Origin of the sequence: Halomonas gemina (genome assembly GCF_023554995.1) — a bacterium.
Classification (GTDB): Bacteria; Pseudomonadota; Gammaproteobacteria; order Pseudomonadales; family Halomonadaceae; genus Halomonas; species Halomonas gemina.
Genome location: NZ_JAMJPK010000004.1, coordinates 140,639 through 156,220 on the forward strand (window position 1 = coordinate 140,639; position 15,582 = coordinate 156,220).

The following is a 15,582-nucleotide window of genomic DNA, read 5'->3' on the forward strand; positions in this document are numbered from 1 at the left end:
TGGTCATGGTCGTCGGGGTGCTGGCCGCGCAGCTGGCCAGCTACGTGATCTGGACCTCCCAGGTGCGCGACAGCCGCCTGGCCCAGCTCGACGAGCTGTCGAGCAATGTCGCTTACAGCGTGGCGTCCACCATGCGCTTCTTCCGTTCGCTGCCGAGGGAGTACCGGCATATCGTCCTGGACCAGCTGCGCGAGATGGGCGGTTCCCGCTTCTTCGTCAGCGTCAACGAGAAGCGCCTCGACGTGGCCGACATCGGCGAGGGACCCGGGAAGGCCCTGGTGGTCGACACCTTCCAGCGCATCCTCACCGAGCAACTCGACATCGACGAGGTGCTGGTGGAGTTCTCCCGCCCTGAGGATCTGCGCGTCTTCAACAACGAGGTGCTGCTGGAGGACCTGCCCCCGCGCTGGGGGCAGCACAGCCTGCTGATGGAGCCCCTCTCGCCGCCGATCCTGGTCGTGCAGCTCGAGCTGGAGCCCGGGACCTGGCTCTACCTGGCCACCATCCTGCCGATCGCCGAGGTGTTCGAGGAGCGCAGCTGGCTCTCCGGGGAGCGCCTGCTGGCCGGGCTGATGGTGCTGCTGACCGTGCTGGGGCTCTCCCTGCTGGGCATCCGCAGCATGACGCGACCGCTGTCGCGGCTCTCGCGGGCCGCTCGCCAGCTGGGCGACGACCTCGACGCCCCGCCCCTGCGCGAGACCGGACCTCGCGAGGTGGTGGCGACGGCCGTGGCCTTCAACCGCATGCAGCGACGCATCCGCGAGCAGGTGGAGGAGCGCGAGCGGCTCTTCTCGGCGATCTCCCACGATCTCAAGACGCCGATCACCCGCATGCGCCTGCGCGCCGAGATGCTCGACGACCCGCTGCAGCGTGAGCGGTTCTGCGCTTCCCTCGATGAGCTGGATGCGCTGGTCAAGGGGGCGCTGGCCTCGGTCAAGGGGCTGGATCTCCAGGAGCAGGTCGTCATGGTCGAGCCCGTTGCCCTGCTGCACGACCTGGCGGCCGAGCTGCGGCTGCATGGTGGCGAGGTGGTCATCGAGGGGACAGCACTGCCCATCGCCGCCAAGCCGCTGGCCCTCAGGCGCTGCCTGGCCAACCTGCTGGAGAACGCCCTGTTCTACGGGCGTTTCGCCGAGGTGCGGCTCGCGGATGCCCGGGACCGGCTGGTCGTCACCATCCGCGACCACGGCCCCGGCATTCCCGAGGCGCAGCGCGAGCGGGTCTTCTCGCCCTTCGTGCGCCTGGAGCCCTCGCGCAGCCGGCATACCGGCGGCAGCGGCCTGGGGCTCGGGATCGCGCGACACATCGTGCGGGCCCATGGCGGCGACATCGCGCTCGCCGATGCGCCCGGCGGCGGGCTGCTGGTCACCCTGACCCTGCCTCGCCAGGCCAATGTTACCGACCTGCAATAGAGGGCGAACACTTTGCAGGACTCGGTAACGCCTCATAGCGCGACGACTGGCGTAGCGTGTCGCTATCCCGGTGCACCGGGGGACCATAACAATACGACACGAGGAATCCACGTCATGCACGCATCCAAGCGACTCCACGCGCCCCGCAAGACCGCGCTCGCCCTGGCCACCGGCCTGGCGGCCTCCCTGACCCTCTCCAGCGTCCAGGCCGGCGACGTCGAGGTCCTGCACTGGTGGACCTCCGGCGGCGAGGCCCGGGCGGCCAACGTGCTCAAGGAGCTGATGGAGGCCGAGGGACACACCTGGGAGGACTTCGCGGTGGCCGGCGGTGGCGGCGAGACCGCCATGACCGTGCTCAAGTCGCGTGCGATGTCCGGCAACCCGCCCTCCGCGGCCCAGATCAAGGGGCCGGAGATCCAGGAGTGGGGCGAGCTCGGCCTGCTGGGCGATCTCGACGCCGTGGCCGAGGCCGAGCAGTGGGAGACGCTGCTGCCCGAGACCGTGGCCGAGGTCATGCGCCATGACGGCCAGTACGTGGCCGTGCCGGTGAACGTCCACCGCGTCAACTGGCTGTGGGCCAACCCCGAGGTGCTCGACGATGCCGGGGTCGAGATGCCCGCCACCCTCGATGAGCTGTTCGCCGCGGCCGAGCCGCTGCGCGCGGCAGGCTATATCCCGCTGGCCCACGGCGGCCAGGCCTGGCAGGACGCCACCCTCTTCGAGGACATCGTGCTGGCCACCGGCGGCACGGACTTCTACCGGCGTGCCCTGGTCGACCTGGACCCCGAGGCCCTGGGGGGCGAGCAGATGATCGAGGCGCTCGCGACCTTCAAGCGCCTGCGCGAGCTGATGGACGACGACATGTCCGGTCGCGACTGGAACATCGCCACCTCCATGGTCATCGAGGGCGATGCGGCCATGCAGCTGATGGGCGACTGGGCCAAGGGCGAGTTCACCGCCGCGGGCCTGACCGCCGGCGAGGACTACCTGTGCGCGCCGGCCCCCGGCACGCAGCAGGCCTTCACCTTCAATATCGACAGCCTGGCGATGTTCCGGGTCAGCGACGAGGGCGAGCGCGAGGCCCAGCAGGACCTGGCGCGGCTGGTGCTGGAGCCGACCTTCCAGGAGGCCTTCAACCTCGCCAAGGGCTCGATCCCGGCGCGCCCCGACCTGGACATGAGCGAGTTCGACCGCTGTGCCCAGCAGTCGCTGGCCGACTTCCAGCGCACCGCTGACGAGGGCGGCCTGGTGCCCAGCATGGCGCACGGCATGGCCGTGCGCGCCGCCGTCCAGGGCGCCATCTTCGATGTCGTCACCAACTACTTCAACGACAGTGACATGGAGGCCGAGGAGGCCGCCCGGCGCATGGTCAACACGGCCCAGGCCGCCCTCTAGCACCCGTCGCAGGCCCGGGGCGCCGCCGCGGCGGCGCCCGTGTTCATCCACGAGGACGCCTCCCATGACACTCTCGACCTCCCTCCGACAGGACGGGCAGGCGGCGCGCCGACGCTCGTCGTCCGGCCGCCTCCAGGACCGGCTGCCACGCCTGGTGCTGGCCCCCTCCGTCGCCATCTCGCTGTTCTTCGTCTACGGCTTCATGCTATGGACCTTCATCCTCTCCCTGACCAGCTCGCGCATGCTGCCGAGCTACGACTTCATCGGCTTCGCCCAGTACGGCCGGCTGATGGAGAACGAGCGCTGGTGGGTCGCCTCGACCAATCTGGTGATCTTCGGTGGCCTCTTCGTGGTGATCTGCCTGGTGCTGGGCGCCTTCCTGGCCATCCTGCTCGACCAGCGCATCCGCCGGGAGGGTACCCTGCGCACGATCTACCTCTACCCCATGGCGCTCTCCTTCATCGTCACCGGGGTGGTCTGGAAGTGGCTGCTCAACCCCGGGCTCGGTCTCCAGGCGATGGTGCGCAGCTGGGGCTTCGAGTCGTTCACCTTCGACTGGCTCATCGACCCCGACATGGCGGTCTACACCCTGGTGATCGCCGCCGTGTGGCAGGCCTCGGGGTTCGTCATGGCGCTGTTCCTGGCGGGACTGCGCGGCATCGACGACAGCATCATCAAGGCGGCCCAGCTCGACGGCGGCAGCCTGCCGCGCATCTACTGGCGGGTGGTGATCCCCTGCCTGCGGCCGGTGATGTTCAGTGCGGTGATGATCCTCGCCCACATCGCCATCAAGAGCTTCGACCTGGTGGTGGCCCTGACCGGCGGCGGCCCCGGCTATGCCTCCGACCTGCCGGCCACCTTCATGTATACCCACGCCTTCACCCGGGCACAGGTCGGCCTGGGCTCGGCGAGCGCCATGCTGATGCTGGGCGGCGTGCTGGCGATCCTGATTCCCTACCTCTACTCGGAGCTGAGGAGCCGCAAGCATGGATAACGTGATTCGACGCCGCACCCCCGGTGCCCGGATGGCGCGCCTGGCGCTCCATGCCATGCTGCTGCTGGCCGCACTCTTCTACCTCCTGCCGCTGGCGGTGATGCTGATCACATCAATCAAGCCCCTCGACGAGATCAGCGCCGGCAGCCTGCTGGCACTGCCGCAGGCGCCGACCCTGGCCCCCTGGGCCAAGGCCTGGGGCGAGGCCTGCACCGGGATGCGCTGCGAGGGCGTGGGCGGCTACTTCTGGAACTCCTTCGCCATCGTCATCCCGGCGGTGGTGATCTCCACCGTGGTCGGCGCGCTCAACGGCTATGCCCTGACCAAGTGGCGCTTCAGGGGTTCGGAGCTGCTCTTCGCGCTGATGTTGTTCGGCTGCTTCATCCCCTTCCAGGTGGTGCTGCTGCCCATGGCCCAGACGCTGGGCTGGCTGGGGCTCTCGAGCTCCCGGGCGGGGCTGATCCTGGTCCATGTGATCTTCGGCATCGCCTTCACCACCCTGTTCTTCCGCAACTTCTATGTCGCGGTCCCCACCGAGCTGGTGTCGGCGGCCAAGCTGGATGGCGCGGGTTTCTTCCGCATCTTCTGGCGCATTCTGCTGCCCGTCTCGGCGCCGATCATCGTGGTCTCGGTGATCTGGCAGTTCACCCAGATCTGGAACGACTTCCTGTTCGGGGTGGCCTTCTCGGCCCATGACACCCAGCCGGTGACGGTGGCCCTGAACAACCTGGTCAACACCTCGACGGGGGTGCGCGAATACAACGTCGACATGGCCGCCGCCATGATCGCGGCGCTGCCGACCCTGGTGGTCTACGTGCTGGCCGGCAAGTACTTCGTGCGCGGGCTCACCGCGGGCTCCGTCAAGGGCTGAGCCCGCGCCCCATGAACAATGAACAACCAAGGTAATCCGCCATGTCAGCTCTCGAGATCCACGAGGTCCGCAAGGACTTCGGCAACGAACGCGTCCTCAAGGACGTCAGCCTGGCCATCGAGTCCGGCGAGTTCCTGATCCTGGTCGGCCCCTCGGGGTGCGGCAAGTCGACCCTGATGAATGCCATCGCCGGCCTGGAGCCGGTCACCGATGGCCAGATCCGCATCGCCGACCGCGACGTCACCTGGCTCACCCCGGCGGAGCGCGACATCGCCATGGTCTTCCAGTCCTATGCGCTCTACCCGAGCATGACGGTGCGCGGCAACATCAGCTTCGGCCTGGAGATGCGCAAGGTGCCCAGGGCCGAGCGCGAGGCGGCGGTCGAGCGGGTGGCCGACCTGCTGCAGATCACCTCCCTGCTCGATCGCAAGCCCTCCCAGCTCTCCGGGGGGCAGCGTCAGCGGGTGGCCATGGGCCGGGCCCTGGCCCGGGAACCCGCGGTCTACCTGTTCGACGAGCCCCTCTCCAACCTGGATGCCAAGCTGCGCGTGGACATGCGCACCGAGATCAAGAAGCTCCACCAGCGCCTCGGTACCACCATCGTCTACGTCACCCACGACCAGATCGAGGCCATGACCCTGGCCGATCGCATCGCCGTGATGCGCGATGGCCATATCCTGCAGCTGGGCACGCCGGACGAGGTCTACAACGACCCGGTCGACATCTTCGTCGCCGGCTTCATGGGCTCACCTTCGATGAACTTCATCACCACGACCCTGGAGGGGCGGGCCGGCGACTATCGGCTGCGGGTCGCCACCGAGGGCGAGGAGGCCCTGGTGCTGCCCTGGCCGGCATCGCGGGAGACGCCGGCCCTGGCCGGGCGAGTCGGCCAGCCGGTGATCCTGGGGCTGCGGCCGGAGCACTTCAGCGAAGAGGACCGGCGCCTGACCGCGCAGGCCGAGGGCACCCTGCTGGAGGCGCGGGTCAGCGTGGTCGAGCCCACCGGGGCTGACATCCTGCTGCGCCTTCCCCTGGGGGAGGGCGAGGTCACCGCCCGGGTGGGCCCCAAGTGCCGGGTGGCGCCGGGGGAGCGGCTGTCACTGCGGGTCGACATGGGGCGTGCCGTGCTCTTCGACAGCGAGAGCCAGCGGCGACTCGCCTGAGCCGTGCGGGGGCGGGTCAGCGCACCGTGATCACGGTGCAGTCGGCGGCGTGGCTGACCTTGTGGGAGACGCTGCCGACCACCAGCCCCTTGAGGTCGCTCAGGCCCCGGCTGCCCATGACGATGGCATCGACGCCGCGGCGGCGCGCCTCGCTGATGATGGTGCGGGCCGGGTCGCCCTGGCCGATGATTGTCTCGAGGTTGGTGGCGCCGAGTTCGCGGGCGGCCTCGGCGGCCCGGTCGACGACCTGCTTGCCGACGGCCTCGCGCTCCTCCCGCGAGGCCTCGATGGCGATGGCGCCGATGCCCCAGACCAGGGTGGTCTCGTGGGCGAGTTCCTCGGGAATGTGCAGCAGGTGCAGGGCGGCGTTCTCCTGTCGGGCCAGCTGGCAGGCCACGGAGAGCGCCTTCTTGGCGTGCTCGGAGCCGTCGACGGGCACCAGGATGGAGTGGAACATGATGGGCATCCTTCAGGGGTGATGGTGGGAGTACCTACCGAGGAGCCTAGTCACCCGCTCGCGTGGTGTCATGATCCGGATCAAGGATGGCGCGCCTTCGCCTTATCCTCGCCGGCCTCCAGGCGACGCAGCTGCTGCCAGAGGTCGCGGCGCAGGTCGGCCATGCGCGGGGCCTCGTCCGTGGCGAAGTCCAGCGGCCGGGCCAGGCGCTGGGCGCGCAGCCCCAGGCGCGCCCCCAGCAGCCCGACGCCGAGGCCCTGGGCGGCACGCGTCGAGAGCTTGCCGGCCAGGTCCATCGATAGCATCTGCATGCTCGCCTCGCTGGCGATCTCGCTGGCCCCGGCGAACGCCATCTGGTAGAGCACGCTGCGCAGTAGTCGCAGGCGTGCCGCATAGCCCAGCTCCAGCCCGTAGAGCCGGCACAGGCGGTCGATCATCGCCAGGTGGCGCCAGGCGACCAGCGTCATGTCGACCAGGGTCAGCGGGCTGACCGCCACCATCACCGCGGTCTCGCCGGACATCCGCGAGATCAGCCGACGGGCTTCCCGGTCGCGTGGGGCGAGCAGGTGATGGGAGAGCAGCGCGCGGGTATCGCGCCCGTCATGATGCGGCTCGTGAGCGGCCAGGAAGGCCTGCCAATGGGGGTGGTCGTCGTCCAGTCCGAGGTCGCGGCGCAGCTGGCCGGCCAGCGACAGCGCCCGGGCCGGGGTGGCCTCGGGCAGGGCGGCGAGGTGCTCGCGCAGCCGGGCGTGGCGGCTCAGGCGGCGCAGGCGCCACAGCTCGCGCAGCAGGGCCGATCCGCCGAGCCCCAGGGCCAGCAGCAGCAGCAGGCTCCAGCCGCCGGCCAGCCAGTCGCCGCCGAGGCTGGCGGCGTGCAGGGTCCGGCCGGCCTCCACCGCGCCCAGGCCCAGGCTGCCGCCAAGCAGCGCGAGCAGCCCCCAGCGACGCTTGCGCGGGCGCATCAGGCCATCCCCCAGCGCGCGTTCGCCGGGGGGTGCATCGGCCTGGGGATCGGCCAGCGGCTGGCTCGGTAGCCCGGCCTCGAAGTGCTGCCCGGGCCGTGGATCCAGGGCGTCGGCCTCCGGGGGCGGCGCGTCGTCGAGGGTGAAGCGCTCGCCCGGGCGTGGGTCCTGTTCGCGGGAAGGGGTCATGTCAGCTTGTCTCCGATCAGCCACTCCAGGGCGGCATCCATGCGGATATGGGGCAGCGGCGCGCCCTTGTCGCGGGGCAGGGGGCGGAAGGCCGTGAAGTCGAAGCCCTGGCGGGCCCAGAAGTCCGCCCCCGGTAGCCGGTCGGGGACCTCGCCGGGAAACAGCAGCAGCGACTCGCCGGCCAGGGTGGTGCCGCGCAGGGCCGGGGTGCGTCGCCCCTGCTGGTTCACCTCGCGGCTCTCGGTGGCACGGATCGCCGCCAGCGACAGGGCCCGGACCGGCACGTCGGCGAAGCGCAGGTCCTTCAGCGGGTCGGCGAGCAGGGCCTCGAGCAGGCCGACCAGGCGGCCGTGCTGCTCGGGGCTGACATGGTCGGCCTTGGTGGCGGCGATGGCCAGGCGGTCGATGCGCGGGGCGAACAGCCGCGTGAGCAGGCTGCGCCGGCCGTAGTCGAAGCTCTGCATCAGGTTCGACAGGGCGCGGGAGAGGTCCTCGAAACGCTCAGGCCCGGCGTTGAGGGCCCCGAGCACGTCGACCAGCACGATCTGGCGGTCGAAGCGGCGAAAGTGCTCGCGATAGAAGGGCTTGACGATGTGCTGCTGGTAGTGGCGAAAGCGCCGGGCGAGGGTGGCGTAGAGGCTCTCGGCGGGCAGGGCGGCGAGCGCATCGCGGTCGGCCTCCATGATGCCCGGCAGGGGGAAGAACTGCAGCACCGGGGCCCCCTCGAGCTCCCCGGGCAGCAGGAAGCGTCCCGGCTGCAGGTCGGCGAAGCCGGCCTCCCGCGCGGCCCGCAGTCCCCTGGCATACAGCTCGGCGATCTCGGCCAGGCGCGCCTCGTCGACCTCCTCGGCCGGGTCGAGGCCGGCCACCGCGCGGTGCCAATCGGCGAACAGGGCGGCGCGCTCGCTGCCGACGTCATGGCGCTGGGTCCCGCTCCAGCTCAGGTAGTCGTGCGCCAGCAGCGGCAGGTCGAGCAGCCACTCTCCGGGGTAATCGAAGAGATCCAGGGTCAGCTGGCGGGTCTCGGCGCCGAGCAGGCCGCGCCGCGCCGGCCGGTAGCGGATCGCCAGGCGCAGCTCGCTGATGCCGCGGGTCGGCTCCGGCCAGCGCGGTGGCTGGTCGTCCAGCGCCAGCATCGCCTGGTCATAGGGGAAGCGCGGCACGGCGAGGTCCTGCTGCTGCACCCGACGGGCACCGAGCAGGCGCCCCTCGCGGGCGGCCGGCAGCAGGTCGAGTCGCGCCTCGAGGCCGGCATGGCGCAGCTGGTTGACCAGCGAGGTGAGAAAGGCGGTCTTGCCCGAGCGCGACAGGCCGGTCACCGCCAGGCGCAGCTGGCGGTCGCGTCCGCGCTCGAGCAGGTCATGGAGTTCACGGGTCAGCGGGGTGCGCATGGGGCATCCTTGCAGGGTCGTATGCTGACCTAATGTGCGGGTCGGGCACGCGCCTGACAAGGCGTGGGGTCATGAAACGACGCTGCCCCGCGGGGCGGGGCAGCGAGAGGCAGGCCTGGCGGCGTCAGCCGGCGAAGGCCGCGTAGATGGCGATCACCAGGATCACCAGCACGATGCCGGCGGGGATGGCGCCCCGCCAGGGGGTCAGGTCGACGGCGCCGCTGTCCTCGTGGACCCAGGGGGTCTCGCGGGGGCGCAGCCGGCCGATCAGCAGCATCACCGCCACCAGCAGCGCGAAGACGCTGGCCACGAAGTGGAACTCGTGCATCACCACCGGCAGCCTGTCGAAGGGCGGGATGAAGTAGCCGGCGAAGATCAGTAGGCAGCCGCCCACCAGGGCGACCTTGGCCGCCAGGGGCGGCACGCGACGGGTCAGCAGGCCCACCAGTACCACGGCCAGGATGGGGATGAAGTAGATGGCGTTCATCTTCTGCAGGTAGCCGAACAGGCTCTCCTGGCCGGCCAGCAGCGGGGCGATGGTCATGGCGGCGACGGCCATGATCCAGCCGAAGATCTTGCTCGAGCGCACCACCTGCGCCTCGCTGGCGTTCTTGTTGAGCACCACCTTGTAGAAGCCCAGGCTGAACAGGGTGGTGGTGCTGTTGAGCGCCGAGTTGAACGACGACAGGATGGCGCCGACCATCACCGCGGCGAAGAAGCCGGTGAGCGGCGCGGGCAGCACGTTGAACACCAGGTGGCCGTAGGCCTCGTCGGCGCGCACGCCCTGGTCGGCATAGAGGTGGTAGGCGATGATCCCCGGCAGCACCAGGTAGAGGGGGCCGAGCAGCTTGAAGAAGCCGGTCAGCAGCACGCCCTTCTGGCCCTCGGCGAGGGTCTTGGCGGCAAAGGTCCGCTGGATGATCTGCTGGTTGGTGGTCCAGTAGAAGAGGTTGATCAGGAAGACCCCGGTGAACAGGGTCGCGAAGGGCACCTGCTGCTCGCTGCTCCCGATGGAGTTGAGCATCTCGGGGTCGCTCTCCTTGAGGAGTGCCCAGCCCTCCAGGACGCCGCCGTCACCGCTCACCGCCTGCAGGCCGAAGTAGACGATCACGAAGCCGCCGACCAGCAGGCCCACGCCGTTGAGGGTGTCGGAGACGGCGACGGTACGCAGGCCGCCGAACAGGGCGTAGACGGAGCCGATCAGCCCCACCAGCCAGACCGTCAGCCACAGCAGCACTGTGGGCGATTCGATGCCGGTGAGCCCCTGAAGGTCGAGCATGCCCTGCAGCCCCATGGCGCCGGAGTAGAGGATGATCGGCAGCAGGATCACCGCATAGGCGATCAGGAAGATGATGTTGGTGATCAGCTGGGTGGTCTTGTCGAAGCGCAGCTCCAGCAGTTGGGGCAGGGTGGCGATGCCGCTCCTCAGGAAGCGTGGCAGGAAGAACAGCGCCAGCGCCACCAGGGCGATGACCGCCACGACCTCCCAGGCCATCACGGAGAGGCCGTCGCTGAAGGCCGCACCGTTGAGCCCCACCATCTGCTCGGTGGAGAGGTTGGTCATCAGTAGCGAGCCGGCGATCAGCGGGAAGGTCAGGCTGCGCCCGGCCAGGAAGAAACCGTTGGGCGTCTTGTGGTCGTCGCGGCGCGTGATGCGCCAGGTGATGAAGGCGACCAGCCCCGTGAAGAAGAGGAAGGACGCCAGGGTCAGGGCATGCATGTCGGAAACATCCTTGTGAGACGTGAATTCGGCCGCGCAAGCGGTGTTGGCGGCGTGAATGTAGGTAAGATTACTACGTTGGGGGGCGAGTCTAATCCTGTGACTCACCACTGCCATTCACCTTTCGTCTAATTGTCCGACATTGAGAGGGAGGCTGTCACTCCGTCTAGCGTGGCGGCAGGGCACCCACCGGCACGGGTTCGACCAGCCCGAGGAGCTGCACCAGCACGGGGGCCGCGGCGATCACGAACCCCAGCACCGCCAGGCTGCGGCCGAGCAGGCGGCGGTCGGGGCGGCGGGCCAGGGTCAGGCCGCCGATGCAGACCAGCAGGCCGAGGATGTTGAAGACGTAACCCAGCATCTGCAGCAGGTCGTAGGTGGTCATGGGGCTCCCTTCGGTGGTGGGCAGGGGGTGGGGCGGCTACCCTGTGATGGTATCAGCTCCACCCCGGGGCGAAGAGGAGGCCATCATGGAAGAGCGTCGCCCGGAGGCGGTGATCGACTTCTGGTTCAGGGAGCTCGCGCCCGCCCAGTGGTTCCGCAAGGACCCGGCCCTGGATGCCGAGATCACACGGCGCTTCGGCGACTGGCTGACGGCCGCCGGGCAGGGCGAGCTCTGGCAGTGGCGGGCGTCCGCTCGCGGCCGCCTGGCCGAGGTGATCGTGCTCGACCAGTTTGCGCGCAACATCCATCGGGGGTCGGCCCGTGCCTTTGCCTGGGACCCGGTGGCCCTGGTGCTGGCCCAGGAGGCGGTTGCCCAGCGCGCGGACCGGCTGCTGGACGTGCCCTGGCGGGCCTTTCTCTTCATGCCCTACATGCACAGCGAGTCGCTGGCTATCCATGACGAGGCGGTGCGCCTGTTCGCCCAGCCGGGGCTGGAGGAGAACCTGCGCCACGCGCACCGCCATCGCGAGGTGGTCGAGCGCTTCGGCCGCTACCCCCATCGCAATGCCGTGCTCGGGCGTGACTCCACCCGCGAGGAACTGGCCTTCCTCGCGCAGCCGGGTTCCGCATTCTGAGGCTTTTCTCCCGATGCCTGGCAAGGCACCATCGAGACCTCTTCATCTCTTCAGTTCTTCACCAAGGAAAAGGAGTGAGCAGCATGGGAATCATTGCCTGGTTGATCATCGGTGGCCTGGCCGGCTGGATCGCCGGCCATATCATGCGCGGCGGCGGCTTCGGCATCCTCGGCAATATCGGGGTCGGCGTGGTGGGGGCCGTCATCGGCGGTGGCCTGTTCAGCCTGCTGGGCCTGCAGGCCGGTGGCTTCATCGGCTCGCTGGTTACCGCCATCGTCGGCGCCGTGGTGCTGCTGTGGGTGATCGCCAAGGTCAGGAAGGCCTGACGCAGCAGGCACCATCTAGTGGCGAGATGACCGCCCGGCTGACCTCGGCCGGGCGGTTTCGTGTCGGCCCTCAGCCCGCCGGGGTGGGCAGGATACGCCGGTAGCGGTCCAGGCTGGCGTCCAGCCAGGCGCCGTCCGGCGTGACCTCGGGAGGAGAGGCGGGCACCTTGAGGGTCAGCAGGAAGAGGCCGTGGCGTTCGGCATCGCCGCCGGGCAGGCAGCGGCCGAGCTGCCGGGCCAGGTCGGGCGGCAGGGTGCCCGGACGGCGCCAGGTGAGTCGCAGGGCCTGCTGGTCGAGCAGGTACTGGAAGCGTGCCGCGTCCTTCAATATCGCCATGCCGCCCTGGGCCAGCCCCTGGGAGAGGCTCTCCAGCTTGCGGTAGCCCGGAGCCCCGGCGGCCCGACAGGCGTGGGCCCCCTCCACGAAGCAGCGCTCGCGCTCGTCGGCATCCGCCGGCCAGCGCCCCCCGCGGCGCCGCGCCGGCGTGGCCACGAAGGGCACCACCACCGATACGGCGGGGGTGCCGTCTGCCAGCGAGACCTGTCGGGCACCGACCATCCCGTGGCCCAGCTGTCGCCGGAGCCAGCGATAGTCACAGGCCTGCTGGATACGGGCCTGGGCATCGGTGACAGTGTGATGAGCGCCCTGCAGGGAGCGCAGCAGGGAGAGCGTGCGAAGGATCATGGCGCCATACCGATTTGCGAGCGAGTAGCGAGGGGTCGAGCTGCAGGCTGCGACCATAGCAGGGTTTCGGCCGCATGGCGTCAACGCCCCGGGGCGCCAACGCGAACCGCCCGGCTGTCTCCAGCCGGGCGGGGTGGGTCGTGCGCCGTTTCAGGTCGAGCCCGGTCAGGCGGTGGCGGCACTCTTGCTGCCGACCAGCTCCTTGAGGGACTCCTCGACGATGGCGAGGCCTTCCTCGAGCACCTCGTCCTCGATGGTGACCGGCATCAGGAAGCGGATGGTGTTGCCGTAGAGGCCGCAGGAGAGCAGGATCAGGCCCTTCTCGCGGGCCTTCTTGCACAGTGCGCCGGCCAGGTCGGCATCCGGGGTGTGCTTGGCCTTGTCGGAGACGAGGTCGATGGCCGCCATGGCGCCCATGTTGCGACCGTTGTCGACGCAGTCGAAGGTCTGCTGCCACTGGGCGAAGCGCTTGGCCAGCTTGTCGCCGAGCGCCTGGCTCTTCTCGAGGATGTTCTCCTGCTCGAAGACCTCCAGCACGGCCAGGGTGGCGGCGCAGGAGACCGGGCTGCCGGTATAGGTGCCGCCCAGGGAGTTGGCGCCGGAGGCGTCCATGTGCTTGTCGGTGCCGACCACCGCGGAGATCGGCATGCCGTCGGCCATGCTCTTGGCCATGGTGATGATGTCGGGCTCGACGCCGCTGTGCTCGATGGCGAACAGCTTGCCGGTGCGCCCGAAGCCGGACTGCACCTCGTCCACGATCATCAGCATGCCGTGCTCGTCACAGATCTCGCGGATCGCCTTTAGGAAGCTCGCCGGCGCCGGATAGAAGCCGCCCTCGCCGAGCACCGGCTCAAGCACGATGGCCGCGGTGTCGCGGGGGTTGGCGTCGGTCTTGAGCGCCATCTTCAGGCCGCGCAGGGCCTCGTCCTCGCTGACGCCGTGGTAGGGCACCGGGTAGGGGGCGCGGAAGACGTTGCCCGGCATGGAGCCGAAGTCGGTGGAGTAAGGTGCGACCTTGCCGTTCATGGCCATGGTCATGAAGGTGCGGCCGTGGTAGCCGCCATCGAAGCAGATCACGTTGTTCTTGCCAGTGGCGGCACGGGCGACCTTGACAGCGTTTTCCAGCGCCTCGGCCCCCGAGTTGGCCAGCATCACCTTGGCATGGCCACGCACCGGGGTGACCTGGCTGAGCTTCTCGGCCACCTTGACGTAGCCCTCATAGGGCATCACGGTCTGGCAGGTGTGCATCACCTTGTCGAGCTGGTCCTTGACCGCCTGGACCACCTTGGGGTGGCGATGACCGATGTTGAGCACGCCGATGCCGCCGGCGAAATCGATGATGCGATTGCCGTCGGCGTCCCACACCAGGGCGTTCTCGGCGCGGTCGGCAAACTGGGTGGCCGGGCTGGCCGCGCCGCTGGCCACGTAGCGCTGCTTGAGTTCGTTGAGTTCTGCGTTGTTCATGGGTCCTGTCTCCTTGGTCAGACGTTGCGGGCGATCACAGGCCGCCGACACAGACGTATTTTAGCTCAGTGTACTCATCCAGGCCGTGGCGCGAGCCCTCGCGTCCCAGCCCTGACTCCTTGACCCCACCGAAGGGCGCCAGCTCGGTAGAGAGAATGCCTTCGTTCACCGCCACCATGCCATATTCCAGCCCTTCCATGACATGCCAGATACGGCGATAGTCGCGGGCATAGAAGTAGGCGGCCAGGCCGAATTCGGTGGCGTTGGCCATGGCGATGGCCTCTTCCTCGGACTCGAAGCGGAACACCGGCGCCAGGGGGCCGAAGGTCTCCTCGGTGGCCACCTTCATCTCCTCGGTCACGTCGGCGATGATCGTCGGCTGGAAGAAGGTGCCGCCAAGCGCGTGGGGCTTGCCGCCGCAGACCAGCCGGCCGCCCTTGTCCAGGGCGTCGCGCACGTGGCTCTGCACCTTCTCGACGGCGGCGGGGTTGATCAGCGGGCCCTGCACCACGCCCTCGTCGAGGCCGTTGCCGACCTCGAGCTGGGCGACGCGTCTGGCCAGCTTCTCCAGGAAGGCCTCGTAGACCCCGGCCTGGACCAGCAGGCGGTTGGTGCAGACACATGTCTGGCCGGAGTTGCGGTACTTGGAGGCCACGGCGCCCTCCACGGCGGCATCCAGATCGGCGTCATCGAAGACGATGAAGGGAGCGTTCCCCCCGAGTTCCATGGAGGCCTTCTTGACGGTGCCGGCGCACTGGGCCAGCAGGCGCTTGCCCACGGGGGTGGAGCCGGTGAAGGAGATCTTGCGCACCCGCGGATCGGTGGTCAGCACCTCTCCGATCTCGGCCGGCCGGGAGGCGGTGACGATGTTGATCACCCCGGCCGGGAAGCCGACCTCCTCGGCGAGCTTGACCAGGGCCAGGGCGGTGAGCGGGGTGGCCTCGGCGGGCTTGATCACCACCGGGCAGCCGGCGGCCAGGGCCGGGGCGCACTTGCGGGTGATCATCGCCAGCGGGAAGTTCCAGGGAGTGATGGCCGCCACCACGCCGATCGGCTCGCGGAACACCAGGATGCGCTTGTCCACCCCGTGGCTGGGCAGGGTCTCGCCGGCGACGCGCTTGGCCTCCTCGGCATAGAACTCCACGAAGGAGGCGCCATAGGCCACCTCGCCACGGGACTCGGCCAGCGGCTTGCCCTGTTCCAGGGTCATCAGCCTCGCCAGGGCTTCCTGGTTGGCCATGATGGCGTCGAACCAGGCGCGCAGCAGGGCGGCACGCTCCTTGGCGGTGCGTCGCCGCCAGGCCGGCCAGGCATCCGCCGCGGCAGTCACGGCCTCGCGGGCCGCCTCGGCGTCGAGGTCGGGGACCTCTGCCAGGGTCTCGCCGGTGGCGGGGTTGGTCACGGCGAAGCGGCGCGTGCCATCGCGCCACTGGCCGGCCACATAGGCCTTATCGATCAGCAGCTGGGGTTCCGCGGACATGGGGATTCCTCGTCGGGGTTGATCATCTTGTTGGACGAGTGTGCATTATTTAAA

Annotated in this window: 15 protein-coding genes; 7 read left to right on the forward strand and 8 right to left on the reverse strand. The window is 69.3% G+C overall.

The window, feature by feature from the left end; all coding sequences use genetic code 11:
• Positions 1-5 precede the first annotated feature (5 nt).
• The 5 genes from M8009_RS10005 (at position 6) to M8009_RS10025 (ending at position 5,835) form a co-directional block, all read left to right on the forward strand.
• Positions 6-1,412, forward strand: coding sequence for an ATP-binding protein (locus tag M8009_RS10005; protein ID WP_250061167.1), 1,407 nt, complete (start codon positions 6-8; stop codon positions 1,410-1,412).
• A 114-nt stretch (positions 1,413-1,526) separates the two neighbouring features.
• The gene (locus tag M8009_RS10010; protein WP_250060693.1) at positions 1,527-2,807 is read left to right on the forward strand and encodes an ABC transporter substrate-binding protein; all 1,281 of its coding nucleotides are present in this window, start codon (positions 1,527-1,529) and stop codon (positions 2,805-2,807) included.
• A 64-nt stretch (positions 2,808-2,871) separates the two neighbouring features.
• Positions 2,872-3,801, forward strand: coding sequence for a carbohydrate ABC transporter permease (locus M8009_RS10015; RefSeq protein WP_250060694.1), 930 nt, complete (start codon positions 2,872-2,874; stop codon positions 3,799-3,801).
• Complete coding sequence (locus M8009_RS10020; RefSeq protein WP_250060695.1) at positions 3,794-4,672, forward strand: carbohydrate ABC transporter permease; 879 nt, start codon at positions 3,794-3,796, stop codon at positions 4,670-4,672. Before M8009_RS10015 ends, M8009_RS10020 begins: the two co-directional genes overlap by 8 nt.
• A gap of 41 nt (positions 4,673-4,713) precedes the next feature.
• Positions 4,714-5,835, forward strand: a complete 1,122-nt coding sequence (locus M8009_RS10025; protein WP_250060696.1) for an ABC transporter ATP-binding protein — start codon at positions 4,714-4,716, stop codon at positions 5,833-5,835.
• 16 nt (positions 5,836-5,851) lie between these two features.
• On the opposite strand, the gene M8009_RS10030 is transcribed toward M8009_RS10025, so the two are convergent.
• From M8009_RS10030 to M8009_RS10050, 5 genes are all read right to left on the reverse strand, one after another.
• Positions 5,852-6,292, reverse strand: coding sequence for a universal stress protein (locus M8009_RS10030; RefSeq protein ID WP_250060697.1), 441 nt, complete (start codon positions 6,290-6,292; stop codon positions 5,852-5,854).
• 80 nt (positions 6,293-6,372) lie between these two features.
• Positions 6,373-7,443, reverse strand: a complete 1,071-nt coding sequence (locus tag M8009_RS10035) for a TIGR01620 family protein (RefSeq protein ID WP_250060698.1) — start codon at positions 7,441-7,443, stop codon at positions 6,373-6,375.
• On the reverse strand, positions 7,440-8,834 hold the full coding sequence (locus tag M8009_RS10040) for a YcjX family GTP-binding protein (RefSeq protein ID WP_250060699.1): 1,395 nt from the start codon (positions 8,832-8,834) through the stop codon (positions 7,440-7,442). The genes M8009_RS10035 and M8009_RS10040 overlap by 4 nt, the downstream gene beginning before the upstream one ends.
• Before the next feature lie 124 nt (positions 8,835-8,958).
• Positions 8,959-10,554 (reverse strand): solute:sodium symporter family transporter, encoded by a 1,596-nt coding sequence (locus tag M8009_RS10045; RefSeq protein WP_250060700.1) that lies wholly within the window; start codon positions 10,552-10,554, stop codon positions 8,959-8,961.
• A gap of 166 nt (positions 10,555-10,720) precedes the next feature.
• A complete protein-coding gene (locus tag M8009_RS10050; protein WP_250060701.1) occupies positions 10,721-10,939 on the reverse strand; it encodes a hypothetical protein in 219 nt (72 codons plus the stop codon).
• 85 nt (positions 10,940-11,024) lie between these two features.
• Here M8009_RS10050 and M8009_RS10055 point away from each other — a divergent pair, with 85 nt between their 5' ends.
• Positions 11,025-11,573, forward strand: coding sequence for a DUF924 family protein (locus M8009_RS10055; protein ID WP_250060702.1), 549 nt, complete (start codon positions 11,025-11,027; stop codon positions 11,571-11,573).
• Positions 11,574-11,656: 83 nt separating this feature from the next.
• A complete protein-coding gene (locus tag M8009_RS10060) occupies positions 11,657-11,899 on the forward strand; it encodes a GlsB/YeaQ/YmgE family stress response membrane protein (protein WP_250060703.1) in 243 nt (80 codons plus the stop codon).
• 70 nt (positions 11,900-11,969) lie between these two features.
• On the opposite strand, the gene M8009_RS10065 is transcribed toward M8009_RS10060, so the two are convergent.
• The 3 genes from M8009_RS10065 to M8009_RS10075 form a co-directional block, all read right to left on the reverse strand.
• A complete protein-coding gene (locus tag M8009_RS10065) occupies positions 11,970-12,584 on the reverse strand; it encodes a hypothetical protein (protein WP_250060704.1) in 615 nt (204 codons plus the stop codon).
• Positions 12,585-12,749: 165 nt separating this feature from the next.
• Positions 12,750-14,048: a 4-aminobutyrate--2-oxoglutarate transaminase gene (gene gabT, locus M8009_RS10070; protein WP_250060705.1), complete on the reverse strand. Its 1,299-nt coding sequence runs from the start codon at positions 14,046-14,048 to the stop codon at positions 12,750-12,752.
• 34 nt (positions 14,049-14,082) lie between these two features.
• On the reverse strand, positions 14,083-15,528 hold the full coding sequence (locus M8009_RS10075) for an NAD-dependent succinate-semialdehyde dehydrogenase (protein ID WP_250060706.1): 1,446 nt from the start codon (positions 15,526-15,528) through the stop codon (positions 14,083-14,085).
• Positions 15,529-15,582: the final 54 nt, after the last annotated feature.

What these genes read in the sequence shown, in the direction of transcription:
- M8009_RS10005 (WP_250061167.1), top strand. Translation starts at nt 6, where the DNA reads ATGGTCGTCGGGGTGCTGGCCGCGCAGCTGGCCAGCTACGTGATCTGG.
- M8009_RS10010 (WP_250060693.1), top strand. Translation starts at nt 1,527, where the DNA reads ATGCACGCATCCAAGCGACTCCACGCGCCCCGCAAGACCGCGCTCGCC.
- M8009_RS10015 (WP_250060694.1), top strand. Translation starts at nt 2,872, where the DNA reads ATGACACTCTCGACCTCCCTCCGACAGGACGGGCAGGCGGCGCGCCGA.
- M8009_RS10020 (WP_250060695.1), top strand. Translation starts at nt 3,794, where the DNA reads ATGGATAACGTGATTCGACGCCGCACCCCCGGTGCCCGGATGGCGCGC.
- M8009_RS10025 (WP_250060696.1), top strand. Translation starts at nt 4,714, where the DNA reads ATGTCAGCTCTCGAGATCCACGAGGTCCGCAAGGACTTCGGCAACGAA.
- M8009_RS10030 (WP_250060697.1), bottom strand. Translation starts at nt 6,292, where the DNA reads ATGTTCCACTCCATCCTGGTGCCCGTCGACGGCTCCGAGCACGCCAAG.
- M8009_RS10035 (WP_250060698.1), bottom strand. Translation starts at nt 7,443, where the DNA reads ATGACCCCTTCCCGCGAACAGGACCCACGCCCGGGCGAGCGCTTCACC.
- M8009_RS10040 (WP_250060699.1), bottom strand. Translation starts at nt 8,834, where the DNA reads ATGCGCACCCCGCTGACCCGTGAACTCCATGACCTGCTCGAGCGCGGA.
- M8009_RS10045 (WP_250060700.1), bottom strand. Translation starts at nt 10,554, where the DNA reads ATGCATGCCCTGACCCTGGCGTCCTTCCTCTTCTTCACGGGGCTGGTC.
- M8009_RS10050 (WP_250060701.1), bottom strand. Translation starts at nt 10,939, where the DNA reads ATGACCACCTACGACCTGCTGCAGATGCTGGGTTACGTCTTCAACATC.
- M8009_RS10055 (WP_250060702.1), top strand. Translation starts at nt 11,025, where the DNA reads ATGGAAGAGCGTCGCCCGGAGGCGGTGATCGACTTCTGGTTCAGGGAG.
- M8009_RS10060 (WP_250060703.1), top strand. Translation starts at nt 11,657, where the DNA reads ATGGGAATCATTGCCTGGTTGATCATCGGTGGCCTGGCCGGCTGGATC.
- M8009_RS10065 (WP_250060704.1), bottom strand. Translation starts at nt 12,584, where the DNA reads ATGATCCTTCGCACGCTCTCCCTGCTGCGCTCCCTGCAGGGCGCTCAT.
- gabT (WP_250060705.1), bottom strand. Translation starts at nt 14,048, where the DNA reads ATGAACAACGCAGAACTCAACGAACTCAAGCAGCGCTACGTGGCCAGC.
- M8009_RS10075 (WP_250060706.1), bottom strand. Translation starts at nt 15,528, where the DNA reads ATGTCCGCGGAACCCCAGCTGCTGATCGATAAGGCCTATGTGGCCGGC.